Origin of the sequence: Pseudoalteromonas sp. PPB1, assembly GCF_015356275.1 — a bacterium.
In the GTDB taxonomy this organism is placed as follows: domain Bacteria; phylum Pseudomonadota; class Gammaproteobacteria; order Enterobacterales; family Alteromonadaceae; genus Pseudoalteromonas; species Pseudoalteromonas rubra_D.
In genome coordinates this window covers 244,380-270,960 of sequence record NZ_JACEQV010000004.1, presented here as the reverse complement: position 1 = coordinate 270,960, position 26,581 = coordinate 244,380, and the positions used below count along the sequence as shown (strand labels likewise).

The 26,581-nt window shown below is 46.4% G+C and carries 15 protein-coding genes; 8 read left to right on the top strand and 7 right to left on the bottom strand.

From position 1 onward, the window contains the following. Positions 1–5: 5 nt before the first annotated feature. The 6 genes from IY568_RS06170 to IY568_RS06145 all read left to right on the top strand — a co-directional run bounded on the left by IY568_RS06170 (position 6) and on the right by IY568_RS06145 (position 10,559). The gene (locus IY568_RS06170; protein ID WP_194867066.1) at positions 6–4,721 is read left to right on the top strand and encodes an ATP-binding protein; all 4,716 of its coding nucleotides are present in this window, start codon (positions 6–8) and stop codon (positions 4,719–4,721) included. Between the two features lie 67 nt (positions 4,722–4,788). After that, the gene (locus IY568_RS06165) at positions 4,789–5,994 is read left to right on the top strand and encodes an EAL domain-containing protein (RefSeq protein WP_125557567.1); all 1,206 of its coding nucleotides are present in this window, start codon (positions 4,789–4,791) and stop codon (positions 5,992–5,994) included. Then, on the top strand, positions 5,991–6,359 hold the full coding sequence (locus IY568_RS06160) for a response regulator (protein ID WP_125557569.1): 369 nt from the start codon (positions 5,991–5,993) through the stop codon (positions 6,357–6,359). Before IY568_RS06165 ends, IY568_RS06160 begins: the two co-directional genes overlap by 4 nt. A 28-nt stretch (positions 6,360–6,387) precedes the next feature. After that, complete coding sequence (locus tag IY568_RS06155; RefSeq protein WP_194867065.1) at positions 6,388–7,608, top strand: response regulator; 1,221 nt, start codon at positions 6,388–6,390, stop codon at positions 7,606–7,608. A 62-nt stretch (positions 7,609–7,670) separates the two neighbouring features. Then, complete coding sequence (locus tag IY568_RS06150) at positions 7,671–9,845, top strand: DUF6351 family protein (RefSeq protein WP_125557573.1); 2,175 nt, start codon at positions 7,671–7,673, stop codon at positions 9,843–9,845. Positions 9,846–10,202: 357 nt separating this feature from the next. Beyond that, entirely contained in the window at positions 10,203–10,559 is a 357-nt protein-coding gene (locus IY568_RS06145; RefSeq protein WP_194867064.1) for a gamma-glutamylcyclotransferase family protein, read from the top strand. 30 nt (positions 10,560–10,589) lie between these two features. Here IY568_RS06145 and IY568_RS06140 read toward each other — a convergent pair whose 3' ends face one another. The 3 genes from IY568_RS06140 to IY568_RS06130 form a co-directional block, all read right to left on the bottom strand. Continuing rightward, positions 10,590–11,648, bottom strand: a complete 1,059-nt coding sequence (locus IY568_RS06140) for a hypothetical protein (RefSeq protein WP_125557577.1) — start codon at positions 11,646–11,648, stop codon at positions 10,590–10,592. 369 nt (positions 11,649–12,017) lie between these two features. Beyond that, on the bottom strand, positions 12,018–14,255 hold the full coding sequence (locus IY568_RS06135; RefSeq protein WP_194867063.1) for a M14 family zinc carboxypeptidase: 2,238 nt from the start codon (positions 14,253–14,255) through the stop codon (positions 12,018–12,020). A 335-nt stretch (positions 14,256–14,590) separates the two neighbouring features. Then, positions 14,591–16,606, bottom strand: a complete 2,016-nt coding sequence (locus IY568_RS06130) for a sensor histidine kinase (RefSeq protein WP_194867062.1) — start codon at positions 16,604–16,606, stop codon at positions 14,591–14,593. Positions 16,607–17,014: 408 nt separating this feature from the next. Between IY568_RS06130 and IY568_RS06125 the strand changes: the two genes are divergently transcribed. Both IY568_RS06125 and IY568_RS06120 read left to right on the top strand, forming a co-directional pair. After that, on the top strand, positions 17,015–17,776 hold the full coding sequence (locus IY568_RS06125; protein ID WP_125557583.1) for a hypothetical protein: 762 nt from the start codon (positions 17,015–17,017) through the stop codon (positions 17,774–17,776). Positions 17,777–17,923: 147 nt separating this feature from the next. Continuing rightward, positions 17,924–18,667, top strand: coding sequence for a substrate-binding periplasmic protein (locus IY568_RS06120; protein ID WP_194867061.1), 744 nt, complete (start codon positions 17,924–17,926; stop codon positions 18,665–18,667). On the opposite strand, the gene IY568_RS06115 is transcribed toward IY568_RS06120, so the two are convergent. The 4 genes from IY568_RS06115 to IY568_RS06100 all read right to left on the bottom strand — a co-directional run bounded on the left by IY568_RS06115 (position 18,664) and on the right by IY568_RS06100 (position 26,441). Then, on the bottom strand, positions 18,664–19,599 hold the full coding sequence (locus IY568_RS06115) for a class I SAM-dependent methyltransferase (protein ID WP_194867060.1): 936 nt from the start codon (positions 19,597–19,599) through the stop codon (positions 18,664–18,666). The two genes, IY568_RS06120 and IY568_RS06115, sit on opposite strands and share 4 nt — an antisense overlap. A 121-nt stretch (positions 19,600–19,720) precedes the next feature. Next, positions 19,721–24,277, bottom strand: coding sequence for a hypothetical protein (locus tag IY568_RS06110; protein ID WP_194867059.1), 4,557 nt, complete (start codon positions 24,275–24,277; stop codon positions 19,721–19,723). Between the two features lie 16 nt (positions 24,278–24,293). Beyond that, positions 24,294–24,614, bottom strand: a complete 321-nt coding sequence (locus tag IY568_RS06105) for a hypothetical protein (RefSeq protein WP_058798168.1) — start codon at positions 24,612–24,614, stop codon at positions 24,294–24,296. A gap of 156 nt (positions 24,615–24,770) precedes the next feature. After that, positions 24,771–26,441, bottom strand: coding sequence for an O-antigen ligase family protein (locus tag IY568_RS06100; RefSeq protein ID WP_194867058.1), 1,671 nt, complete (start codon positions 26,439–26,441; stop codon positions 24,771–24,773). Positions 26,442–26,581 lie beyond the last annotated feature (140 nt).

Here is a 26,581-nt window from a genome sequence, read left to right as displayed (position 1 = left end):
CACACGTGCAAGTGCAACTCAAAATTGTTATCTGGTTAACAGTCGTCCTGGCCAGTTTATTGTCACTTGATAGATTTGCGCGCTCATATTTTGTTTCTCATCACACGATCGTAGTTACCCGGGACAGCTTGCAAAATGTCGTGTATATGCAGCAGATCAGCAATGCCATTTTCGCATTACAAAAAGAACGTGGCTATACATTCGGTTTGTCTGAGCGAGCATCAGGACAGACGCTTAACCAGCTCAATCAATATCGCAGTGCCAGTAATACCGCGTTATCAAAAATAGCAACCCAGAGTACGCAAAACCCCAATTTATTATCATCACTGCCCAGCACCGCTGAGCTACTGAACCTCAGAGCCCTGTTTGACCAACGCCTGCTCACCCGGGAGCAGGCTATGACCCTGTATACCGCCAAAATTAATGCCTTGTTGGATTTGTTTTTAGCGATCGAATTAAAAATTACCGCGGACGCCGTCAACATACACCTATATAGCCTGACCAAAGCGATTGAGGAGGCAGGCAAACTCAGAGCGCATACTTATGCCATGCTCAATACCCCTGTGGACAATCGTGCCAGTGCTATCTTTGAGCTTGCGACTTTACACAACACACACCTTGCATTACTCACCAACACCCCCTACGACGATGACATCGCGCAGCAGATAACGTCCCTACTTTCACAACCTGAAAATCAGGCGCTCAATGGCGTTCTATTATCATTCGAACGCACCGGGCAAAGTACGTTCAATGCACAACGCTGGTGGCAGCAAAAAACACACTATCTTGAACAGCTGATCGCTATTGTCCAGGCACAACTAGTCACGCATCAACAACGACTTAACGCCGAGTTTAAAGAACAAGACGCCATCCAGTCACAATTTGCCCTGTTTGCCATAGTTGCATTTGTCTGTGTGGCTGTTTCCAGTATTCTGCTGTGGCGCGCCCTGAGCCACAGCACCACGCCGAAACGACACCAGACCCCCGTCAAACTCTCTCAGCTACTGCTTTTATTAGGGCTTATCGTATCTTTTATTACTTCGGAGCACGATATAAGCCAGGGTGAGCTGAGCAACAGCCTCTACACGCGCTCAGCAAACGAACTCAGTAATAATCTGGCCTATTCTGTTATCGCCATTGATAATCTATGGCTGGCCCCACTGTCTGAGCGCCTGCACTCACTCAGCATTACGAAACAACCCGTTTTTTCGAATGCAACAGGCACTGAGTACATAGGTAAATTTACCCTATCAAATAATGATCTGGTTGGGCTGTTCCCTGCCACTCTGCCTGTCCAGAAACTACAAAAAATCATTACAGACAGCATAACCAGGCAAGGGGCAAAATCAATCTCACTGGCGTTAATCTCGGACAGTAACAATAAGTTATATAGTGTTTCTACCGCACCACAGGCAAGTGCAACCGGCTTATCAGATATCCTCCTGGTGCTCATTCAGCCTGTAGACGAGACACTTACTAAAATCCTAAAAATGCCGGTGGCCTATCAGGGCATCACGACACACCTGCTGTTTAATGACATTGTGATTGGCCGTAATGACCACACCAACATACAAGGTCCCTCATTGCGCAGAAACGGACTTGAGCTTGTGCATCAAAACTTTGCGCTCGGATTTACCGTCAGGGCCACTCAGGATCCGAAACAAATTGAGGGCTATATCAATACCCTACAACAAGAATTTTCTGTGCAACTGGTTCTGCTGCTAACACTGAGTCTGACAGCCTTGGTACTCGCCCACCGGGCTCAAAATCGCATTATTGAACAGCTCCAGCATTCCGAAACTCAACTTGATAAAGAGCGCCTTTTACTCTCTAACTCTGAGCAGATAATTGGCATGGGAAGCTGGGAATGGCAACATGGTAGCCGTCATGTATTACTATCCAAAACTCTGAAAACACTACTACAAGTGACCAGCAGCGGAAAATATGTGCCGTACACACAGGTGCTGAATAAATTAACGCGCCCCAGCAGACGCACTTTGTTCAAACATCTGCGTACGCAGGGGCTGGATTCACAAGTTCGACTCACGCTGAATTTCTGCGATGAACAGGCGTCTGAGAAACAACTTGAAGTGATCATGACATCACACCAAAGTGACATTACTCAGCCAACCTGTGTTGTCGGTGTCGTACGCGATATCTCTGAGCAGATTGCGCAGCAGAAAAGACAAAGCAAATATCAGGCATCTCTGCAAGCCGCCCGTCAGGAAGCGCTTGATCGAATGAAAGAAGCGGAGACCCAGCGTCACGAAGTCCAGCAGCTACTGCACCGTAATCACGAGACAGAAAGCTTGCTGGAAGCCACGCTGGACAGTATCCCGGCGTTTATTTTGTTATTGGATGGTGAGGCTAACATTCGCCTGATCAACCGGTTTTGGTATAAGAGCAAACGCCTTAATCTTGAAGAAAGCGGCTTGTTTATTAATACCCTGATGCGGATAAATGACAACCTGATTGACGTGATCTCCTTGTTGCCGCTAATTAATAAAAAACCATTACTAGGTGCACTATCAGCCGCAAAAACACGGGATTTATATTACAAAGATATGGAAATCTGCTACGAGCTCGATGGCACTAAGATGTGGTTTGAAGTGATTTTAACAAACCTAATCTGCAACGATAAAAAGTACATGTTGCTATACCAGCATGATATTACTCAGCGTAAAAACGACGCCACCATCCTGGCCAATGCCAAAGAAACCGCCGAATCGGCTAATAAAGCTAAGTCCCGCTTCCTGGCCACAATGAGCCATGAGATCAGAACTCCCATGAACGGCGTTGTTGGGATGCTGGATATTTTGTCTCAGTCTCGATTGAGTGATGAACAGCGCCACCTGACCTCAGTCGCGAAAAACTCAGCTATGATGCTATTGAGAATAATCAACGACATACTCGACTTCTCGAAAATAGAAGCGGGTAAAATGATCATTGAGCATACCTCTTTTAGCTGGCAAAACCTGACCAAAGAACTCTGCGAACTGATGAGCCATCAGTGCCATGAAAAACGTATAAACCTAAACTTTTACTTTGACCCTTCTCTTGGCTACTGGCATCAAAGTGACCCAATTAGGATCCGGCAGATTTTGCTAAACTTGGTTGGCAATGCCGTTAAATTTACCAAAACATCAGCCAGTAAAATTGGCAATGTGGAGGTCTTTGTGTCGCCTGCCGCTGAGACCGGATACCTGGAGATCAGCGTCAAAGACAATGGTAAAGGCATGAGTGAAGAACAAACCCAGGGCTTATTCAAGCCCTTTGTGCAGGCAGATGATAGTATTCAGAGAAAGTATGGAGGTACCGGACTTGGACTCTCCATTACGATGCGACTGTGTGAGCTGATGCACGGCACTATCGTTTGCCATAGCCTTGAAGATGTGGGGAGTAACTTTATTGTCACCCTGCCCTTTGCGCCCAGTGCAACAGGTGATGAAGAGATCACAATTAATTTTCAAGAGCTAACAGCATATATTGTTTCTGACGGTGATAAATTTGAACAAGATCTGGCACGCAACCTCAGCGCCCATGGTATGCGCTGCCAGTTAATTAACGATGACGACCTGAATGCCTATTTGCTTGCCCGCCTGGATGTTGATTATCTCATCATTACCAACGAAAAGTATCAACAACTGGTGACCAATGGCCAGGATATTATTTCAACCAACAGTGAGCTTAAGTGCCTGGTGCTCGAACATGCCAACATCCAGATGCCCATCATTGACGAACGGAACATTTATGCACTCGACAATAACCCCTATTATGCAGTCAGAGTGATTGAAAAAATCGCCACACTGGAAGGACAAATCAGTCCGGAGCCGGACATGAATCTGCTCTCAAGTGACGAACAGTTACCAACGATTGAGCAAGCGCAGAATAAAAATGCGCTCATTCTGGTGATTGAAGACAATGTGTATAACCAGGACTTATTTAAACGCCAACTGGCTTTGCTTGGATTGCAATGCATTATCGCCGAGCATGGGGCCATTGCATTGGAGCTGATGCAGAAATATCAATTCTCTTTAATCATCAGTGACTGCCACATGCCCGTTATGGACGGCTACACCTTTGCTAAAACCTATCGCGAGCTTGAATCACAGGGCAAACTACCCAGGCTGCCCATCATCGCGGCAACGGCAAATGCACTCAGCGGCGAACGTGAGAAGTGCCTTGATGCCGGGATGGACGACTATATCTGTAAACCCATTGTATTGCATGCTCTGCGCGCCACCATAGAACAGTGGCTGAATCAGTCACAACCAGCGAGATCGGCCAATCTGAATGGCCACAGCAGTATTCAACCTGACAACGTGAGCGACAGACCCAAGGTAGCTTCAACGCGCCTTCCAGCATCAGATGATGAACCCATTCAGCCTGCAACACGTATCGTCGATTTGAGTGTGCTGGAAAATTATGTTGGTAATGATAAGGCCATCCAAAAGCAGTTTTTACAGGGCTTTTTGGCTGACTCTCGTCCCTTGGTTGAAAGCATGAATGTTGGGGAAGTGTCGCTCCTGACCATCAAAAATACCGCACATCAGCTAAAGTCTTCTGCAAAAGCAATAGGTGCTCAAACACTTGCAGACGAGTTTTTTGCACTGGAGCAAGCCGCCAAAGCGGAAGATGTGACAAAGGTCCGGGCTTTACAAAAGGCCTGTGACGATAAGTTTTATGCCGCATGTGTTGAAATAGAAACTATACTTGGGTGAAAAGTAGGCTCTACCAGGTCGTAATCAGGACTACACATGCTTATAACGCAGGATCACAATAGGCAAGATGAATAATCTTATCAAAGTAATCGCAATTGATGACAACCAGTTAATTATTACTCAGCTGGAACTGTTACTAAAACAAGTCGCCCAGGACGTCGACTATCATGGCTTTACCGCAGGCCGCCATGCATTGGACTCAGGGATGTGTGACTCTGCGTCGTTAATTTTTTTAGATCTAAACATGCCTGAGATTGATGGCATAGAACTACTGCGCATTTTTGCAGATGCCAAACTGACAACACCTATCGTATTGCTCAGCGGTGAAGATAAAGATGTTCTCGAAACGGCCAGTAATTTGGGCACAATGCACAACCTGAACATTATCTCTAACATCGACAAACCCGTGTCTTTGCAGCGCCTAAAAGCGCTGCTTGAGTGCCTGGATCAACACCATAGAACTTCTCCAGCTCAACCAGAAAAAACCTACAACGCCAGTGACATTAGAACTGGACTGGACCGGCAACAATTTAAAGCCCACTATCAGCCCAAAGTTTCACTGGAAACCCTCAATGTTATCGGCATGGAAATCCTGGCGCGATGGTACCACCCTTTTGATGGCTTAGTGTCGCCGGGAGAGTTCATTCCTCAGCTGGAACGCGCCGGATATTCAGCCGAACTCTCATTGCAGCTTCTAACACAGACTCTGGCGCTCTACGATAACAACTATGAGCAGATTAAATCGCTGAGTTTTAGCCTCAACCTCAGCGCCGGAGCCTTATATGACATTGAGTTGCCAAACAAGCTTGCGACCCTGTGTGACGAGTACTCAGTGCCTCGCAAGCAAATCATTCTGGAGATCACCGAGAGTCAGCTACTCGATAATTTACCTCGCACTTTGGAAGTGTTATTGCGCTTCAGGTTAAAAGGTTTTCCGCTGTCGATAGACGATTTCGGTACCGGGTTTTCGAGCTTTACTCAGTTAAATCAGGTGCCCTTTAGTGAGCTTAAAATCGATCGCAGTTTTGTTAGCAATTGCGATACCGACAGCAAAAAACAGGCAATTGTTTCTGCCACCTCTGATTTAGCGAAAAAACTGTCGTTAAAAACCGTTGCTGAAGGCATAGAACACGCGGGTGAACTAAACTATTTACGTAAATGTGGAATTGATGTTGCACAGGGCTTTTTGTTCGCCCGCCCTCTGGCAGCCGACGCCTTACTAAGCTGGCTAACGCAAAACCTCGACAAGCCTCTTGCGGAGTGGGGGACATGAGTAAAAGCGCAATTCTGATAGACGACAATGCTTTGTTTCTTAAATTACTGAGCAGCCAGTTGGCCTCGTTGGGGGTTGAAGTCACTCAGGCACGAGATAAAAAGGAGCTACTGGCACACCTTGAAACAAACTGGTACGACTGGGCGTTTATCGATGCACACCTGGAAGACGGTGAATGTGGGCTACAACTGGCCAATGTATTAATCGAGCAGCAAGTGCAACATGAGCGGCCATGTACTTTAGTCGGCATGTCGGGTGACGAAATCTGTGCCAGTCGTTACGCCAATGCTGGCATCAGCAGACATTTTGTTAAGCCTATCACCCTGGCTCAGCTCAGAACACTTGTCAGCCCAACAACAGAGTAACCCGAATGTTCCCAGGATGCCGAACACAATGACAGTAAGTAGCCCCAACCACGCACAACGTCGACCTCAGGTCATTGTTATTTGTGACAAGACAGATGAGCTGACAGGTGTGATTGACATTGTTGAGGCACATACTGAGGCCTACCGTACCGTATTTCATTGGGAAGAAACAGCAGAACTCATAGTGGAAGCCAACCCCGCCATCATCATCATGGCAAAAAATGATGTTGCCAGTAGTATAGAAACCTACACAGAGTTATCAAAACAAGGGTTACTCAATTATCCTCATAAAAATATACTATTGTGCGAAAATAAAGAGTCAGGCATAGCCTTTAAATGTTGTATGAAGGACATCTTTAGCGACTACTTTGTGCATAAACCTATGTATGAGAATTATCGCTTCAGAATGATTTTGCATAACACATTGAGTGAAGTTTCAGGCAGTAATAAAAGCGCGCAATTGCAGGAAGCGCATTTTGGCAAAATAGATGACAAACTGCGGGGACTTATTGATGAGGTTGCTCAACATCGGGCTAAATCCGCAGAAAATTTCGCCCAAACCCGCGATCAAATTGCCCAACAACAGGGCCATAATGACGTGCAAAGACAAATGTTTGATCAGCTCAAAGAGCAGCATATTAACCCGCTAATGGAACAGCTGGAGCATCAGCTTACAGCCAGTGTCGAACTACTTAAATCTCAACTAAAAGACAAGCAAGTTTCGCTTGCTGAATTATCGGCACTGTTGACTGAAAAGCGAGTCCCTCGCAGTGTGGTAGCGGCTCAGACACAATCAGGCACTCCTTCGTTGGACGTTCATGAGCCCACGCCAACCCAATCGCAGCCTCCAGAGCCTGAAGAAACCAGGAAAATGCGTATTCTGGTGGTCGAAGACAATGAAATCTACCGAGAAATGCTGCTAAAAATACTTCGCGAGGAAGACCACGTTACCGAATACGCAACAACCGGCCTTGAAGCCATTAAACTGCTGAGGAAAAAGAAATTTGATATGGTGTTTATGGACCTGTTCATGCCCGAACTAGATGGCTACAACACCACCAGAAACATACGTACCTTTAAGCATTGCAAAAAGCTCCCTATTATAGCCTTGTCTACTAACCGCAATAAAGAGCTCATCCGCAAATGGGCAAGTCTGGGTTTAACAGGATATATCACTAAGCCCTCAACCAAACTGGCTATTCTTAAGGCCATCGATAAAGTTCAGAACAGTAACAACCCTGTCCACTGAAATAACAAATAAACAACAATGCCTCTGGTGCTTTCGCCCTACACTTTATACTATGAGCAGCAATGATCACAGCAGAGGTAGTTATGGGCAAAAAAACGGGCTTCATTTTTCTGATCACCTTGATCCTTGGCGCAATCCTTGTTGCAGTCTTTCGATATTATCCACACCATGATGAAGCAAGCACCCGACAAATTAACGCTATTGCGCAGCCGAACGCAAATACGCTGCTCAACTTTACTCCCCATGTATCTAATGTGCCCAGGCCAGCAGAGTCATTTGAGTTCCCTATAGCACTGGGCGAAACGGGCCCCGTGACCAACCTCTATTCTGGACCTAATCAATACCCCTTTTTTTGTATGACACAAGAGTCAGAACTTGGACAACCACTGGTAGACAATCAGCAGGGCCTGGGGATCCCAATCTATAATGGCGAGCAGGTTATCGGATACAGCAAAGACTGTTCCCTGCCGTCGCAATTGCTTTATTTTACCCTCATTGAACAAGATGGTAACTTCTCTGCCGTCAGGCTTGATGAAGAGGCGGCCCGCTCTCACCACTCTTCGCCTCTGTTCAGAGTAGAACAAGGCACCATCAATCGTTTTATTTACACGCTGGTCATGCCTATCTCCCGCCAGGAAGTAGGCAACAGGCAAGGTCAGTCTCAGTGGAACAAAAAACTAATTTATCAATTTAATGGCGGCTCAGGCATTGGTTATCGACAAGGCCGGCAAAAGGCCACTCGGGTGATGACCCGCCAGGCACAACAACTGCTAGACGGCTATGCTGTGATCAGCTCCAGCGGCAATAAAACCAGCTACACCTACAACATGTTGCTGGCAGAAGACACGGCCAGACGCGTTAAACGACAGTTTGTCAGCCTCTACGGCGAGCCGCTTTATACCGTAGGCATTGGAGGCTCCGGGGGGGGATTAGCACAATACCTGATTGGTCAAAATAGCCAGGGCATTTTAGATGGCCTAATCCCTCTATACAGCTACCCTGACATGATCACACAGACCACTTATGCGTTAGATTGTGATCTGCTCAACAACTATTTTACCTTTCGCGCAGACAATCCAAAAGCCTGGCGAGACTGGGAACGAAGAAGACTGATAGAAGGTCTTAATGCGATAAATGAGTTCCCACAAAAGGCTGGGTTTTTACAACCCCTCAATCAGCTCATGGCGGGCTTTGCCCCCTCATTCCCGGATGGTAATAGTGAATGCATCAACGGCTACTTTGGCTTATCTGCTTTTATCAATAACCCCAGACAAGGCTTTTTACGCCCTTTTTTCTCTGATGAAGTCATTGCACAAACCCATTGGAGTTACTGGCAAGATCTTAAACACATTTTTGGTACAGACGAACAAGGCTTTGGTCAAAGCACCTGGGACAATGTTGGCGTACAGTATGGGCTAAATGCGCTGCGCGAGGGCCATATTAGCTTTGAGGAATTTATACATATCAACCATCACATTGGTGGCTGGAAGCCTCAATCAGAAATGCGCCAGGAAGAAATTGCCCTGCCGTTGGGCACACGTATACCAATATGGCTCACTTTATGGGGCAACCATAATATCACCAAGGCTTCAGATGGCCCGGCATCAAGACACAGCGGCTCAATACCAGCCATGGAACAAGCCTATCGCTCCGGGCAAGTCTTCATTGGCAAAGTCGACTTGCCGATTATTGATGCCCGCCACTATCTTGAAAACGAGCTGGACATGCATCACATGTCGGCTTCATTTTACAGCCGCGTTCGAATCGCCCAGCATAAGGGGCACAGCGACAACCATGTTATCTGGGTTGCACATAAAGATCACAACCCAACAACAAAGGCCTTTGCTGCCATGGATGACTGGTTGCTCGCAATGAGACAAAACCCGCAACTTAGTGCCGCTGCCGCCAAACCTGTCTCTATACAGGATACCTGCTTCAACGAAGACGGCAGTATTTATGCCACAGGCTCACGCGTGTTTGACGGACAATGGAATGATAAACCTCAGGGCCAGTGCCAGAGCCGCTTTCCTATGTTTAGCACAAGTCGTATTCAGGCGGGCGGAGGCTGGGGCGGTGATCTGTTTAAGTGCACTCTGGTGAGCGTTGACACAGCCATTGAGAAAGGCTGGTATTTGCCTTTTAACGCGCATGCACACATGGATACACTTAAGGCAACCTTTCCTGACGGGGTGTGTGACTATAGCGGCCGTGATCTCGGCAGACCCAGCGACCTGTAATCATTAAAGAGTTCTGTTCATCACCACAGTACTTGTGCTACCAGATATGGGCCCTCATTTGGGCCTATCTGCCATGCAAGGTTGCTCAGGTACTTTACAGCATCAATGGATTTGATTAATACCAATTTGCTTAATTAAGTGTTCTAATTTGAGGCGAGAAAATAGGGTCGATAACACCGCTCCCGCGCCCTGCTACTGCTGAGGCATCTACATCCATGTAGGCGAGGCGAAAATTTTGCTGTTTAGTCGTTCTAAATTAGAAATTTTTAACGCTGTTAGCGTCATATTTGCTCCTTCAAATTGAACAGCTATTAATTGAAATTGGTATAAGATACAAACAAAAACACAAGGGCGCCCATGGAAGCACTTTTCTCATACGGTACATTACAACAGTCTCAGGTTCAGTTGGATAATTTTGGTCGGCTACTTGAGGGGGAGGCAGATTATCTGGTTGGTTACCGGCTAGGGCAAGTCAGGATTACGGATCCTGAGGTGCTGAAAAGTAGCGGTAAAACCTACCACCCTATTCTTATTTACACTGCAAACCAGAATGACCAGGTAGCAGGTACCGTTTTTCTAATTACCCAGCAAGAACTAATGTGTGCAGACAGTTACGAGGTAGCGGATTATGCCAGGCAGGAAGCCAAGCTGAAATCAGGAAAAACCTGTTGGATCTACGCCGCAAGTGATAGCGCTAACTTAGTGAAAGAGTAACAGACACACGCCTGTTACTCATATACTAACTTACTCGCATGCTTTACCACAGTTGCCAATTGTCACCTGTTTCTGGGCCAGGTAACTTGGAACACCATAGACTCGGTTGTAAGCAATAGCACCGATAAACTGATTGTTATATAACACACCAGGTGTCCAGCTGCTGCTGCGCCACGTTCCGCTAAGTGCATATTTGCTGATACGGTTCGCGCCAGGTGCACTGGCATTAAATCGACCACCCCAGCTGGATGTAATCGTCGGTGCACTCTGGTACACGCCAATGTGTGCTTGGTGCTTATTATAACCGTTAGCGTCTCTGTTTAGGCTAACATTCAGGTTCATGCCAGTGACAAGGTTGCCAATGATATTGTTGATATCAATATCCAGGTAACGCTCTGCTGCGTCAACGTTACCGCGTACCCGACTATCCGCTAGAATTTGCTGCATACCAAATAGCGCACCAGGTCTTTCCAGTGAAGCGAACTGTCTTAGATTTGCCTTGATCAAATCATCCGCCTTGGCGGTTGCGTAATTAGAAGCAAAGTAATTAACAAACTGGCTGACACCAGGTAAAGACAATATGCCACCAGAACAGCTTACATCGACATCGCGGCCATAGCTAACATCAATGTTTTCCAACGCGCCGGTATAGTAGTTGTAAGTCACTGTAGGTCTCAGATTTTCAAGACGAACGGCGACTTTGACACTTGGGCAAAATACGTCAACACCATCAAACTTCACTTTTGTATAAAAGCCCAGGTTACCTACTGTCAGGCGGATCTTATAGTTATCTGTGCCCGTGAAGGTTGCTGAGATATTTTTTGCATCAAGATCGACACTATAAATGTATTTTACAGCGCTCATGTTATTCAGATCGCGACGAATATCCGCTTCAGTTTCTAACTCAAGCTGTCTCATGTCTGAGAACAAGCTATCTGCCAGGGAGCCCAGATTCACAGTACGCACTTTTTGAGGCGAATTAGGATTACCTGAAGGTTTAGTCAGCTTGAGTGTCGTTTCGCCCGCATTGGCCGATTGAGCAGCCAGACCAACGGCCACGCAGAGTGCTAATTTATAGTTATGTTTCATATACTTTTTCCTTGTTTTTTGGTTATTAGCGCAGGCCAAAGTAGTATATGAAAACAACAATCTAACGACACTTTTGTTAAGTTTATGTTTAAATTGAAACTATAACTTCATAATGGGTAATTAAATGAGCAGCCCCTTTCGAAACCGAAATAGGCAGGCACTCGCCAATGGAGTGCCTCTGCGTAAGTAAAATAGACGAGACAGTTCAATGGTAATATTCACCTTGTTCAGCAACACCATCACCAATATCGTCAAACTAAACCTTGCTGGAAGGAACTTCATGAACCAGGTGATCCCCTCAGCGCAATAAGCACTTTGGTACTAACTCGGTATATTTAAGAGCGCTTGCGCGCTCATTTTACGCTCCCGTTATTCGTTGCTGGTTACTTGAATGGTTTGCGCTACCTGACTGAATTGACCATCATTATCTATCGCGACAAACACCACTATGTATTCACCTGGTGCAGGGAAAGTATGCATAACCGTCTCTGTGCCTGAAATGTAGGGCTCGTTACCCATTCGCCACAAGCGCTCTACAATTTCACCATCAGGGTCGTATGAAGCGGAAGAATTAAACTCACAGGTCAGCCCCGTGCACTGATAGCTAAATTGCACAACAGGTGGCGTTACACCATCCAGTTCAAGCTGAACGACTTTCACATCACGATTACCATGGCTATCATCAACCTGTAGCGTCAGTTGGTAATCGCCAGCCAAAGTGTACTCAATCTCAACCTGCTCACCATGGAATACCCTAAAGAACTGACCACCTTGTAACACCCAGGTGTATGTTAGTGAATCGCGGTCGTCCTGAGTTGCTGAACCATCAAAACCACAAATACCTTTTCGACAGTCGGCAATAAAATCAGCGACAGGTGACTGAGCGCCGGGTATAGCGTCATTATCTATTGTCAGGAATTTCGCATACTTAGGACCCCACTGACCAGAAGCGTCCTGAGCACGAAGTGTCAATGTGTAGCGGCCTTGGCGCCAACGATGTGTGTCCAATGCATAACTGATTGATTCACTTACCGTGTCATATGCGCCATCTGCCGCAGGTAGTAAAATGCGCTTCCTGGCACGCTTACCCTTTTTCTTGATGGTTAATTCGACTTTGCTAATCGCCTGACTGGGTGGTACCTGACCTGTCAGTGAAGGACCAAAAAGATCATCAGCAACAGTAGCAATTATCTCCACAGGCGTTCCAGCAGGCACCGCTTCTTCTCCAGCCCCCTTTAAACGCAGATCAAAAAATTGCGGACCGGCAGGCAGTTTATAAGGCCGTTTTGCTACTTTGGCCGCGTAGATCAGTGCGTTCAGGTTGTTTGGAAAGATCTCTCCTTCAAAGTTGGCGCAGCTTTCAAAGAACTTATTGCCTAACTCGAAAGTAAAGGACGCAACACCAAGCTGCCCATAAGCATATCCATCAGCGCTGCCTCCGGCTTTAAATATCTCCTGGGTCTGAAACGCCCAGTACCCGTTATACGCTGCCATTCTGTGGCCCATCATAGACAATTGATCCGCGTTAGGACTCGGCGTTAGCTCACTAGACCATGGCCACATCACAAAACGGCTGAAGCTATGCAGATCCAAAAATACGCCCTGAGTATTGAGTGGCGCTGGATCTGTCAGTGAATCACCCCTGCGATCTTTAAACAGACCGTGGAGATAAGCTTGGATCGCCTGCGTTTCAGGCTCTGATGCGGCGCTGGGCCCGTGAAAAGTGGCTGCACATTGGTCATCTGTTGAACCGCCAATGGGAGAAGCCCAGGCAAAGTCGAAGTTACGATTAAGGTCAACACCGCGTAATGTATCATCAAGCGCGCAATATGCTGTATTGGTGTTCTTACGCCATAACTGCCCTTGCTCCGCCAACACCCGGCCATCTGGATTTGCAATCAGCAGAATGTGGATTTCGCGCTGGTTCAGGATCCAGTTAACGTCAGCATCCGTCTCACGGTTTTCAAGTAGGTACTGTGCAAACTTCAATGTGGTTGCCCCGGGTGTATACTCACGGGCATGCAAAGCCCCCTGCATGTACAATGCCGGACGCTTACGCCACTTGTTTCTCTTTTTGTTTTTCAATACCAGGACGGTCAAATCATGACCTCCAAGCCCCTGACTTTTCTCCCAGGATGGTCCGATATGCTTTAACTCGACAAAATCGGGATAAGTTTGCGCTAAGGTCTGAGCCAATTGCTGTGTTTCAGCCAAAGTGGGGTAGCACGAGAAGTTCGGGATACCAGACTCCTGTTCAGCACTTTGAATACGACTTGTCACTGACTTATCACCCTGCGCTTTGACTTCTGGCTGGTTATGATCACCTGGTTTTGAAAAGATGAGTGCACCCGCACCATGCAACTCAACAAACTCATCCTGAGTGAGTGAAAGAACCAGGTAGTTATCTGCTACTTCCAGAATGGCAGTATGAAACCGGGACAGATATTCCGCTTTTTGAATTTCGCTGGAAAAGGCTAGCTGATAAGTTGATAAAGTGTGACTTTCAACAGGAAATGCTTGGGTATTTACTACGCGTGGGTCGCTATGTGCCGTAACTGTTAAGCTTATCGTGCTCAGGAGGAGCATACTCAATAAGTTCTTTTTCATAGTGTTTCCTTCAGTTGTTTATGAGTGTTTAAAATTTCGCTCAAACATATATTCCTTGTTAAAAAATTTGAGGCAACTCCCCAAGTGTAAACATACTGAAATATAAAAATGCTCATTAATTGTACTTAGCAGTTTAAGCTGATAACCCCGATGCCTTTACATAAACACTAAAAATTGACAGGCATTGAATTGAGCCACTAATAGACTTAGACAGCTTTATACTGATGAATTTGCGGGACCTTACGACTGGCCAGGCAGAGAATAACTAACAGACGAGAAGGCTCATAGGTACATTTTTGGCAGCGTATGCAACGAAATGCCACTGTAAGGCAAATTTAAGTTTGCGTTTTTGGGATCAAAATAACAAATTTGGCACCACCACTTTGGTGCACATAACTAATTTCGCCTTTTAGCACCTGTACCACAGAGTTATAGACAATATTCAACCCCAGGCCCAACTTACCCTGCCCAAGTTGGCTGGTATAAAATGGGTCGAACATTTGCTGCTGATCGGTTTCACTGATCCCCACGCCGTTATCCTGATAAACCAGTTTAATGACTTCGTCATCGTCTATGATTTCTATCGAGATTTTACCGCTGGCCTGATTGATAAACCCATGTGAACACGAATTATTTACGAGCTGAGACACCACTTTGAGCAGCGTTTCAGGATGAGAATACAACTGAACAGACTGGCCAAATACGTCCAGCTCTGTTGGCTTGTCAAGGCTCTGAACTATCAGCTCAGCACGCTGCTTAAGGTATTCCAGCACGTCGAAGTGTACCGCTTCACTCGCATCGAGCGTTGCAGCGACCATTTTAAAACGCGCTATCAGCTCCGCTGCTCGACTGGAGTTGTTTGCCGTCAAAGTGAGCATCTCGGAGGCTTCTTCCAGAAATGCTTTCAACTGCCCGGCACTGAGTTTTTGATCACTCAGTAAGGAACTGATTTCTTTTAGCTTATCTTCAAGGCAAGATGCAGAAGTCACCACCAGCCCCAGTGGCGTATTCAACTGATGCGCCATCCCGGACACCAGTGTTGTCATCGCTGACATTTTTTCTGATTCAAGTAACTGCTTTTGAGTTGCTTTCAGGTTTTGCAGTGTTTCTGTTAATGCCTGGTTTTTAGCCTTTATTCTGCGCATAAAGTACAAGATCAACACAACAATGATTATCGCGGCTATCAGCACTAAAACCAGCTGGTCTTTCGCCGCCTGGGTATGAAGCTGATACACCGCATTTTCTTGCGTCAGCTTTGCAATATCTCGCTCTTTCATCGCCAGGTTCATTTGAGCTGCATAAAATGCCACACCGGTTTCAGCTTGCCTTTGCAGAAAATCAAATTTGCTCTGCATGTACAAATCAGCTGCATGCAATGCGCTTTTCCAATCCTGGATCTGCTGATAGTAATCAACCAGCAGCTGGTATGCGTCGACTTTTTCCTGAAATCGCTCATACTTATCACTCAATGCGATGACGTCATTGAGCAAGGGAACCAGCTCTTCTTTTGCACCTTGCGCAATTTTCAATCTGACAAGTTCAATCTGAGGACCAATGCTGTCTGCCTCAGCGTTGCTCTGTTTGCGCAGTTCAACCGCAGCAATTAAATGCTGCTCTGCCAGTTCTGGCTTGTCCAACGCTAAATACGTTTTGCCTAAATTATGATGAGACCAGGAGCTGTGATAAGTCAGGTTGTGTTCTTCCCTGAGAGCAAGGCTATTGGTATGAAATTTAAGTGCTTTATCAAACTCTCCCAGACCAAAATAAGCCTCTCCGAGGTTATTTAGTCCAACACCCATTTGTTGCGGTAACTCTCTATCTCTGGCATCCTCATAAAAGCGTTCGAAGTAGACCCTGGCATCCGTATAACGACCCAATTTCAGATACACATTACCAATGTTGTTTTCGGTTTGTCTCAGGTAAAGCTCGGTATCCATCAGACCGGCAAGCCGGTAGCTTTCTAGATAGTTTTCCAAAGCCCGTTCATACATACTCATGCGGGTAAGTGCACCAGCTGTGAGGCTGTAATAACTAAACAAGATGGTGGGATCTGACACATCTGCACTCATTTTTTTGCACTGAGACAGCGTCACAATAGCTTCTTCTATATTGTCAGTCTGGATCTGAAACCAGGCTTTACCATAAAGAAGCCTGATTTTTTGTCTGGTTGAAAGTTTCTTATCGTGTCTGGCAAGCATTTCGTCTGTAACTTTGATCGCAACCAGCGGTGACTGCGCTGATGTGGAGCGGATCTCAGCTCTTATCTGTTCGAACTCTGCTTCCGTAAATGACGCGGCCAATACCGCATTGCTAAGCAATAACCCTACCCAAATCACACACCGTATCAGCATCAAACATCCGCTCCCGCAACTGCCCCAACTCTTCAAAGCATAGCAGGAAAACCCAGAGCAACACCTCACATGCTGCCCACGATCTCTGCGAAAAAGAACCCGACTGGGTTTATCAGCACCAAATGTGTGTTCATCGTACATCACCGGTGTTCGAGTCTGATCAAAGTTACTCGCAACAACTAGTTCAACGTGCCGTAATACGTTGTATGTGATTGAGAATAAGCCCATTTCCCCTTTAGCCACAGACAATATACTCAACAGTGAAATACCAATTAATCAGGCTAACCCATACTCTGCAATTTGTTCAAAAATTCACGTTGTTTGTTTAAAAATGTAAAACACCATGTTTTCTTGAGTAGTTCGTGATTAGAATGAGGCCTGCAATGACTCAAACCTGTAAGGGACAACATGAATTCTTTTAAATTTTCAATACTGGCGTTAGCATGCTCGACACTACTGGCATGCTCAACAGAAACAACAAACTCTGAGCACGTTAAAACAGAGGCCATCTGGTCTAAAATTTATGTTACAACAACAGGTGAAACGTCACGGGTTATCGCAGAGCTCAATATAGATGGTCCAAACGGTAACAATATCAGGCTGACGGCAAATGATAAGCTGGTAGCCAGAGCGGCCAATATCAGTCAGGTTATGAGCGAAGAAGACGAGCTCTTTGACGTGGACTATCGCGCAATTTTTGATGTGGCATCAGGTGGCACCCAATTTACGGTAGACTTTACCAGAGGGTCAGAGAATAAAACGCTGACCACAACCATGAACTTACCTCGTCCATTTAATATTATTACCCCGCAAAAAAACCAGTCTTTTTCGGTGAATGATGAACTCACACTCACCTGGACACCGGGTACAGAAGACGACACAAAATTTGAAAGTAAGCTCACAATTGAATGTAAGAAAAACGATGGCGACAGTATTTTCATTAATGTTAATAATGAACAGCTTACCGATGACGGCACCCAGGTGATTGACCTGAATGGCATTGAGGAATTAAAGGATTCAGCTATCAATACCCGTCAGGAATGTAGTGCAGAATTTTACCTCGCCCGTACTCGGGCAGGTACAGTTGACCCAAGCTATGCCAGTGGTAGTTCTGCAAAAGCTGTGCAGGAACGCTACTCTGATAAGTTTGAAATTCGCCTTAGAAACTAAACCCCGCAGGGCGTGCCACTCTGGATCCTCGCACGCCCTCTTCAGCTCTATTCAAACGTACCCGTATCAGGTGGTCTGAGGTGCTGAGCTAGATTTTTGCTCAGAAACACGGCAAACTGCTGGTTTTAGGCTGTATGTAGTGTGTCTATGCGTTTTGCGTTTTTTTTCGTTTTTATTGTTGCTCTGATACCCTTATCCGGCCATACCGCAACCATACGTTTTGTCGCAGAGGATCTCCCCCCATATCATTATCTGGACCCAACAGGTAAACCCACAGGCGCGTTAGTTGAGGTTGCCCGACAATTGCTCACACAAACCGGGTTAAAGGGTAACATAGAGATTATGCCAATGGCGCGTGCACTGCATGAAATGCGGGCGAAAGACGATACCCTGCTATTGTCCTGGTTAAAGACCCCGGAGCGTGCTCAACACTACCGGTTTCTGGGTGTCATGTGCCACGCTCAGGCCTACTTAATTGGCCTTAAAGATCGTACTTTTTCTCTCAGAGATTTAAATAGTGCCAGGCAGCACCGCGTCAGTACCATTCGCGGATATTACAGTGAACGATTTTTACGCGCTGCGGGTTACTCAGAAGACCACGAATTAGTCTTGGTGTCGCACTATCAAACCTTGTGGCATATGCTGTTCAAAGGCCGCACTGATTTGGTACTGACCAATGCACAAACCATCAACAAGGAACTCAATGCACTGGGGTTGCCTGCTGAGCAAGTTGAACGGAAGATGGCTGTGCCAGCCTTTCCTTCAGAGCTGCATCTGGCAACCAGTTTAGACTTTAACCAGCAACACGCCGACCAGCTAATGAGCGCACTTGCAAGTCTGAAAGACTCAGGACAATATCAGCAGATACTTTCCAGATGGCAGCTCAATTAAACGCTTTTGGTATTAAAAACCAGGCACTTTAGACTACTTTCCTCATCGATATCTGGAAACTCTGGTGGATTTGATAACCTTGATTCAAATTGCATCTGCGGTGCTTCTCTGGCCATTTCGTCTATCAAAAACTGGGCACTCACGTCGGGAGAATTAACGCATGCCAGCACACACCCTTGTTCAGTCAGTAAATCACTCAGACGCCTTAAGATCCTTTGATAATCTTTTGTCAACGCAAAGCTGCCCTTCTGGAAGCTAGGTGGGTCAATGACTATCAGGTCATAGGGGCCCAGCTTTTTTACTTTGCCCCAGGATTTAAACAACTCATGACCAAGAAAAGACACCTTTCCTAAATCATGGCCATTCAACTGGTGGTTTACTTTGCCCTGCTTCAGCGCAGCTTTCGACATATCGAGATTCACGACATGTTCAGCGCCTCCTTCCAGCGCAGCGACCGAGAAGCCGCAGGTATAAGAAAACAGGTTGAGCACGCGCTTGCCGTTAGACTGGCTTCTCACCCACTGACGTCCCAATCGCATATCTAAAAACAACCCCATGTTTTGCTTAGCGCCCAGTGATAATCCGAATTTTAGCCCTTGTTCGTTTACAACCGGCATAGCTGATAGCTCACCATAAACAAGATCAACCGGCGCACCATTGGCATAGCGATGTTGCAGTATCACAGCTGAAACACGCTCGGCCCATGGTTGAGACTCAACCAGCTTCAGTAACTCAGACTTTAACGCTTCAAGCCATTGCTGCTCATGTTCTTTAAATAAAGAGATCAGGAGTTGCCCCTGAAGCCAATCAACCGTGATTTGTTCCAGCCCCGGATAACAGCGGCCCCGGCCATGGAAAAGGCGACACACTTCATTGGGTAACGTTTGTAGAGAAAGATGCTGTAATAAAGTGGAAAGTGGTGTGGCTGTCATTTACTTTGAGTATTTTTCAATATTGACCCCTATTTTACTTGGGTTTCTTTGTCTGATGCAAATGACAAAAAAGCCCGGCTTAAATCGGCCGGGCTTATGTGCTATTGAGCTTGTTCAGATTTTACTGTTTAACACAGTATAAACGAGCTTTAGAATCACAAGTCAAGGTCCTGTCTGCTACCCAGCTAGAATTGAGTGAACCAGCAATACCTGTCATAGCGCCCTCATACGAATAGTTATCAAAAGCCATACTGCTATTCCAGTTGCTACATGCACTCCAATGCACTGAACTTCCTCCAGATGTCAGATTCGTCCATACGCGTGATCCGGAAACATCATTGCCCTTTTCATCAAACACAATACCAGCTTGTAATGGTGTGACATTGGTTTTCCATAAATCTGCACCAGTATTTGCAACTAACTCTCCGTTAATACTGTATACACTGGCAGAGTTATCGACCCTGTTATTTGTATAGTCCAGTAACGCTCTGTAAGTTCCAGCAGGAACTTTAGAATCGGCGCTATTGGCCAGTGTGTTACAGATACTGTTTGCCCCAGAAACGCCTCCCAGATTGCCGTTGTGCTCAGTACTTGTTACAAACATCACGTTTTTAACCGTAGATGTAGACCCTTTGAGTAACAAGGACCAGCGCTCAGTATCCAAAAGTGGCGATTTATTAGAGTTTGCGGCAATGTCTTGCGTTGCGACATAAAGGCTGTTGCTAAGTTCAACACGCGCCACTTCTCCAGTTTGGTAAGCATGCTCAGAAGCCCAGGACAGCTTAGTTGGCGTAAACTTAAGAGTGGATGCTAAGGCCGTCAGCATCTCAGCTTGATTCGCCTTAGTTGCCAATCCAGATGTCAACTCAGCCTTGGTCGCTTTGCTTGCCAGCGCTGTATCGACATCTGTTTGATTCGCCTTGACGGCCAATCCAGTTGTCAACTCAGATTTAGTTGCTTTGCTCGCCAGTGCCGTATTCACGTCACTCTGGTTCGCCTTGGCGGCCAGTCCAGTTGTCAACTCGGTCTTGGTTGCCTTGCTCGACAACGCTGTATCGACATCTGTTTGGTTCGCCTTGGCGGCCAATCCAGTTGTCAACTCAGTCTTAGTCGCCATGCCCGCGAGTGCTGTATCGACATCTGTTTGGTTAGCCTTGGCGGCCAGTCCAGTTGTCAACTCGGCCGTAGACGCTTTCCCAGCCAGTGCTGTATCTACATCGCTCTGATTAGCCTTGCCTGCCAGTGCCGTATCTACATCACTTTGGTTCGCCTTGGCTGCCAATCCAGTAGTCAGTTCGGCCTTAGTCGCCTTGCTCGCCAATGCCGTGTCTACTTCACTTTGGTTCGCCTTAGCTGCCAGCGCTGTAGCCATATCACTTTGGTTAGCCTTGTTCGCTAGCGCGGTGTCAACATCACTTTGATTTGCCTTGGTGCCCAATGCCTGGGTCAGCTGCGCTGCGGTCACATAGCTGGCCAGCATTCCCGTTACATCAGCACTCAACGCAAACGTATCAAAATTCGGAAGTTCTGCACGTTTAACCAGTTGTTCTTCATCGTAATCTACGCCTTTCGCTAAAATAGACCACGGCTGCTGAATATTGCCTTGAGAATCCATAGGCGGAACACCAATGACTTCCTGAGTCGCTATAAATGCACTGCCCATGTAACTGATCACATCGCCCACCACATATTCTGTGGTCAGCAGGTAACCAGACGCAATGAAATTAATGCCTGTTGAGCCTTTAGCAACTAACAGATGCCAGCTTTGTGTATCCTGGACAGGAGACATATTGTTACCATCTGTCGCAGCTACAGCGACGGAAGCAATATACGCACTGCCCTCGAACGTAACAACGTCATCAATGTCATAGCCAGACTGAGCACTCCAAATGCCTTTGACTTGCAACCCTTTCTCGCCAGGTGCGCCATCTTTACCCGGTGCACCATCCGCACCATCATTGCCCGGAGCACCGTCAACGCCATCTTTACCTGGTGCACCATCTTTACCTGGTGCGCCGTCTTTACCTGGTGCACCATCTTTACCTGGTGCACCATCTTTACCTGGTGCACCATCTTTACCTGGTGCACCATCTTTACCTGGCGCGCCATCTGCGCCCGGCGCACCGTCAACGCCATCTTTACCAGGTGCACCGTCTTTACCATCTAAACCATCTTTGCCCGGCATGCCTGAACCAACTCCAGCAAACAAAGATAACCAGTCATTAGAAATTGCTGGTGCAGGGTTAACCGTTCCTGACTCTTCAGTAGCCAGTATATCGACACGCGCAATATAGGCCTGCCCTTCATGTACAACCACGTCATCCGTGCTGTAGGCTGATTCTGCAGACCAATCTCCTTGGATTGTCAGGCCACGATCACCTTTGTCGCCCTTATCTCCCTTTTCACCCTGGTCGCCTTTCTCGCCACGCTCACCCTGCTCACCCTGCTCACCCTGCTCACCACGGTCACCTTTGTCACCCTTGTCTCCTTTTTCACCCTGGTCGCCTTTCTCACCACGCTCACCTTGCTCACCACGGTCACCTTTGTCACCCTGCTCCCCCTTGTCGCCCTGGTCACCTTTCTCGCCGCGTTCACCTTGCTCGCCCTGGTCGCCTTTGTCGCCCTTGTCCCCTTTGTCGCCTTGGTCCCCTTTTTCGCCGCGCTCACCATCCTGACCATTCACACCATCCTGACCTGGCAAGCCATCTTTACCATCTTTACCGTCCAGGCCGTCTTTACCTGGCATGCCAGATCCCACGCCAGCGAATAGAGATAGCCAGTTATTAGAAGTCACGGGCGCCTCATTAATTGAGCCCGATTCCTGCGTAGCGATAATGTCTACCCGAGCGATATAGGCTTGTCCTTCATGAACAACAACGTCATCTGCGCTATACGCAGACTCTGAAGACCAGTTGCCTTTAATGGTCAGGCCACGATCACCTTTGTCACCTTTCTCGCCTTGTTCACCTCGGTCTCCCTTCTCTCCTCGGTCGCCTTTTTCACCCTGATCGCCTTTCTCACCGCGGTCGCCTTTTTCACCTTGATCACCTTTTGCGCCCTGGTCGCCTTTCGCGCCGGGGTCACCTTTCTCACCGCGATCGCCTTTTTCACCTTGCTCACCTTTGGCACCCTGGTCACCTTTTTCGCCCTGGTCACCTTTCTCACCGCGCTCACCTTGTTCACCCTGGTCACCTTTTGCTCCAGGCTCACCTTTTTCGCCCGCGTCACCTTTTTCACCGCGTTCGCCTTGCTCTCCTTTCGCACCAGGGTCGCCTTTCTCACCCTGTTCTCCTTTCTGGCCTTTCTCGCCTGGGTCACCTTTCTCGCCCTGTTCACCTGCAGCGCCCTGTTCACCTTTCGCGACTAATAACAACCAGCTATCCGTTGCGATTTCAGGAGACAGGTTAATACTTCCCGCCTCTTCTGCAGAAGGGATATTTGCTACCGCGACGTATGCACTGCCATTGTGGATGGCAACATCGTCAATAACATAGGCATCTTGCTGCGACCAGACACCGCGGATCTGAAGTCCCTTAGCGCCTTTTTCACCCTGTTCACCTTTTTCACCAGGTTCACCCTGAGCACCTTGGTCACCCTTTTGACCCGGCTCACCCTGATCGCCTTTCTCGCCCTGTTCTCCTTTCTGACCGGGTTCACCTTGATCACCTTTCTCACCCTGGTCACCTTTCTCGCCCTGGTCACCTTTCTCACCCTGGTTACCTTTCTCACCCTGGTCGCCTTTCTCACCCTGGTCGCCTTTCTCGCCCTGGGCTCCATCAACACCATCTTTACCATCAGCACCAGCTTCGCCTTGCTCGCCTTTTGCCACTAACTGTAGCCATTGAGCAGCAACATCAGGTGACGGGTTTGCTTCACCGCCTTCTTCTACAGCAGCAACATCGGCAATGGCAATATAAGCACTGCCATTGAAACTAACTAAATCATCAACAACATAGGCAGCAAGTTCAGTCCAGGCACCTTTAACCTCAAGACCTTTGTCTCCCTTTTCACCTTGCTCGCCTTGTTCACCTTGTTCGCCTTTCTCACCCTGGGCACCTTGATCGCCTTTTTCACCCTGATCACCCTTTTCACCTTTGGCACCATCAAGACCATTGGCACCCGGAGCGCCATCCTGGCCGTCAGCGCCATCTTTACCGTCTGCGCCATCTGCACCATCAATACCGTCACGACCATCAGCACCTGGTTCACCTTTTAAACCAACGGTTGAACCAACCCACTCGCCGTTTTCATTAATCACAGGGATCCCTGCTACAGAGACTTGAGTTGCGTCAACCGAACCCTTTACTGATCCAGATACGTCGGCATAGTATGCGCTGGGCACTGCGTCAACTCGCAAACGAGGAGACATTTCAATATCATCTCCAACTTTAATGCCCAGTTCTAACTCTGTATTTTGAAAAATTGCGGCATCAATATCGTTATTCTCACCGAGACGGACACTGTATTGGCCATCAACAACCTGAACTTCTCTGACTTCCTGCCAGAGATTTTGATCATTTGCATAAAGCGTAAATGTGATAGTCAGAGTATCGTTAACTACTTCTTGAGTATTGGAATTGGTCAACGTACCTTGGTGGTTTAATTGAGCTGAAATAGCAGGCATAGAAATAGCACTGGCAGCGGCAATCATTGCCGCTAACGCGTTAACTTTAAACATAATATCCCTTAAAAAGTTAGTCTAGAGCAGTTTGAGCATTGTCTAATTGGAAATTGTTGGAACTCGCTTTCTGAGTCACGATAACCGTTGAGGCTTTTAAGTCATGACGTCCTGATGAAGCGCTTTGAATTACCGGCTGAGCTTGTGCCGTTTGAGATACTGTATGTATCGCCTTTCCTGGGGTGGGACTTGGTTTGGGCTCAGGTGTGATTGGCTGATCGACATTACGATCTTTGCCATCTAGCAGTGTTGTATCCTCACTGTCCCCTGACCCACAAGCTGAAAGCGATGCAGCCATTACAACCGCCAACAACAATGAAGGTAAATCCTTAGTCATTTTCTTCTTCCTGAATTGGTATTATTTTTTAAACTTGGAACTATTGTCGGTCCATAGAGCATGCAGAGTCTATCAACTCATTTCTTTACGGACAACATTTTTTTCTTTTTTTACAAAAACTTAATGGGAATAAAACTCCCCAGCACACTGAATTTTTCAAAGTGATGGGGAGGGTTCCAATTGTTTTTGTGCAATGGCTTTCATTTCGTGGGCACGCGCCAGGCTAGGGTAAAATGTCAAAAGAAAATCTAGCTTGGTCATTGCACCAGCATAGTCATGCTGTTGTATCATTAGTTCAGCAGTCGCAAGGAGACCACTTGTATGATAAGGGTATAGAGACAGAAAATTCTCCAGTGCGCTTAGCGCCTTATCATTATCTTTGTACAAATGTCTCTGAAGGATATAATAATCAAATAACGCTTTACTATCATAAGGGTTTAATTCAAAGCTACGTTGCATGTATAACTCATTGCCCGACACATACCCAGTGTGGGAATAGTAACTTGCTAAATGATTAGATGAGAAAAACCCCACATATATAACGAGTAACACAGGTAAATAACTAAATCTGACAAACTGCTTTTTAGTGGTTTTTTTATCAGTTAACTGCTCGTTCCTATACAGCACAAATGAGAATAGCAGTATTGCAAAAAACAGGCTTCCAGGGGTCAAGAAAAGAGCCGTAAACAGTGAATGAAACAAAGTAGACACCACAGCAACCAGTAGCCATCTGTCACTCTGACTTCCATAATATGCATTCACCATTGATTTAAAAAACAACAGAGCGAACATCACAGAAAATACTAAACCGCCGAGCCAGCCTGTTTCGCTGTAAAATTTCAATAGTATATTATGAGGCGTTTTTAGAATGCTATTTTGTCCAACCTTAGGTGAGGCACCTTCGGTACCAAGCCTTGCGTATTTCGGGTGAAGATACTCAAAATTATTTACACCAACCCCAAGTGGTTTTTCAAGGACCATATCAAACGTATTGGCAAATAACTCTGCTCTTCCCGTATCAAGGTTTTTGATGCTTTGTATTTTTTTACTCAGCCTGCCATCTAAATAACTGTCTAGCTGACTGTATGCAACCCCTCCAACAATTAAACTCGCTGTAATGACAAGATAGGTGAACGCCTGGCGCTTTAGCTTATTAAACATCAGCAGGAATAGAATCAACTCACCTAAAAGTAAACCTAAGATTGTGCCGCGAGTACCTGACTCAAGTAACGCAAAAATACAGACAATAAATGATAATAAGCCACAAACAGAACGAGCATTTACTTTGCCCTGATACAATATCGCAGCAACAAGAACCGGTAACCAGATGTTTAGAACCTGACCCAGGTTATTAATGAAACCAAACGAAGAAAATGCCGTTACATGAATCAGTTCGTAATCGTTTATACGGGATTCAACATAGATCAGTGAAAAAATTACAGAAGAAAAAATGATACTATCGAAGAGTAGCTTTATGCCATATCTTTGCCACACTCTCTTGAGCATAAAACAAGCAATCAGTAGGCTCCCCACATACCTGAGGATAAACATCACCCCTTCATAGTAATTTACGGCATTTAACAATGACACGAACATCGGGAGCAGTAAAGCAATACACAGCCAACCAAAGCCGCCTACTTCAATATCAACCTTTTTAATATACGCGTAAACTAAGGAAGCACAAATGAAAAGGTCAAATACAATCCACTTGGGCACGTCAAACTTATAAAAAAACGCATTCGAAGAAACTGAAGATATCAACACCGAAACAAGAATAATTAAAACACCGATCCAGGGCAGGCCTTCACTCATTCCATTACTACGCAAAATTACTCTCCATTTTTACAATCGACTACACTCTGAAAACTCGAATTGTTTACTTTACTCGTAGGTCATACCGGTACTTACCATGCGGACTCTAACACACTCGATGCTTGAAATGTATTTATAAGTACTCTGGTATCAAA

What these genes read in the sequence shown, in the direction of transcription:
- IY568_RS06165 (WP_125557567.1), top strand. Translation starts at nt 4,789, where the DNA reads ATGAATAATCTTATCAAAGTAATCGCAATTGATGACAACCAGTTAATT.
- IY568_RS06160 (WP_125557569.1), top strand. Translation starts at nt 5,991, where the DNA reads ATGAGTAAAAGCGCAATTCTGATAGACGACAATGCTTTGTTTCTTAAA.
- IY568_RS06155 (WP_194867065.1), top strand. Translation starts at nt 6,388, where the DNA reads ATGACAGTAAGTAGCCCCAACCACGCACAACGTCGACCTCAGGTCATT.
- IY568_RS06150 (WP_125557573.1), top strand. Translation starts at nt 7,671, where the DNA reads ATGATCACAGCAGAGGTAGTTATGGGCAAAAAAACGGGCTTCATTTTT.
- IY568_RS06145 (WP_194867064.1), top strand. Translation starts at nt 10,203, where the DNA reads ATGGAAGCACTTTTCTCATACGGTACATTACAACAGTCTCAGGTTCAG.
- IY568_RS06140 (WP_125557577.1), bottom strand. Translation starts at nt 11,648, where the DNA reads ATGAAACATAACTATAAATTAGCACTCTGCGTGGCCGTTGGTCTGGCT.
- IY568_RS06135 (WP_194867063.1), bottom strand. Translation starts at nt 14,255, where the DNA reads ATGAAAAAGAACTTATTGAGTATGCTCCTCCTGAGCACGATAAGCTTA.
- IY568_RS06130 (WP_194867062.1), bottom strand. Translation starts at nt 16,606, where the DNA reads ATGCTGATACGGTGTGTGATTTGGGTAGGGTTATTGCTTAGCAATGCG.
- IY568_RS06125 (WP_125557583.1), top strand. Translation starts at nt 17,015, where the DNA reads ATGAATTCTTTTAAATTTTCAATACTGGCGTTAGCATGCTCGACACTA.
- IY568_RS06120 (WP_194867061.1), top strand. Translation starts at nt 17,924, where the DNA reads ATGCGTTTTGCGTTTTTTTTCGTTTTTATTGTTGCTCTGATACCCTTA.
- IY568_RS06115 (WP_194867060.1), bottom strand. Translation starts at nt 19,599, where the DNA reads ATGACAGCCACACCACTTTCCACTTTATTACAGCATCTTTCTCTACAA.
- IY568_RS06110 (WP_194867059.1), bottom strand. Translation starts at nt 24,277, where the DNA reads ATGTTTAAAGTTAACGCGTTAGCGGCAATGATTGCCGCTGCCAGTGCT.
- IY568_RS06105 (WP_058798168.1), bottom strand. Translation starts at nt 24,614, where the DNA reads ATGACTAAGGATTTACCTTCATTGTTGTTGGCGGTTGTAATGGCTGCA.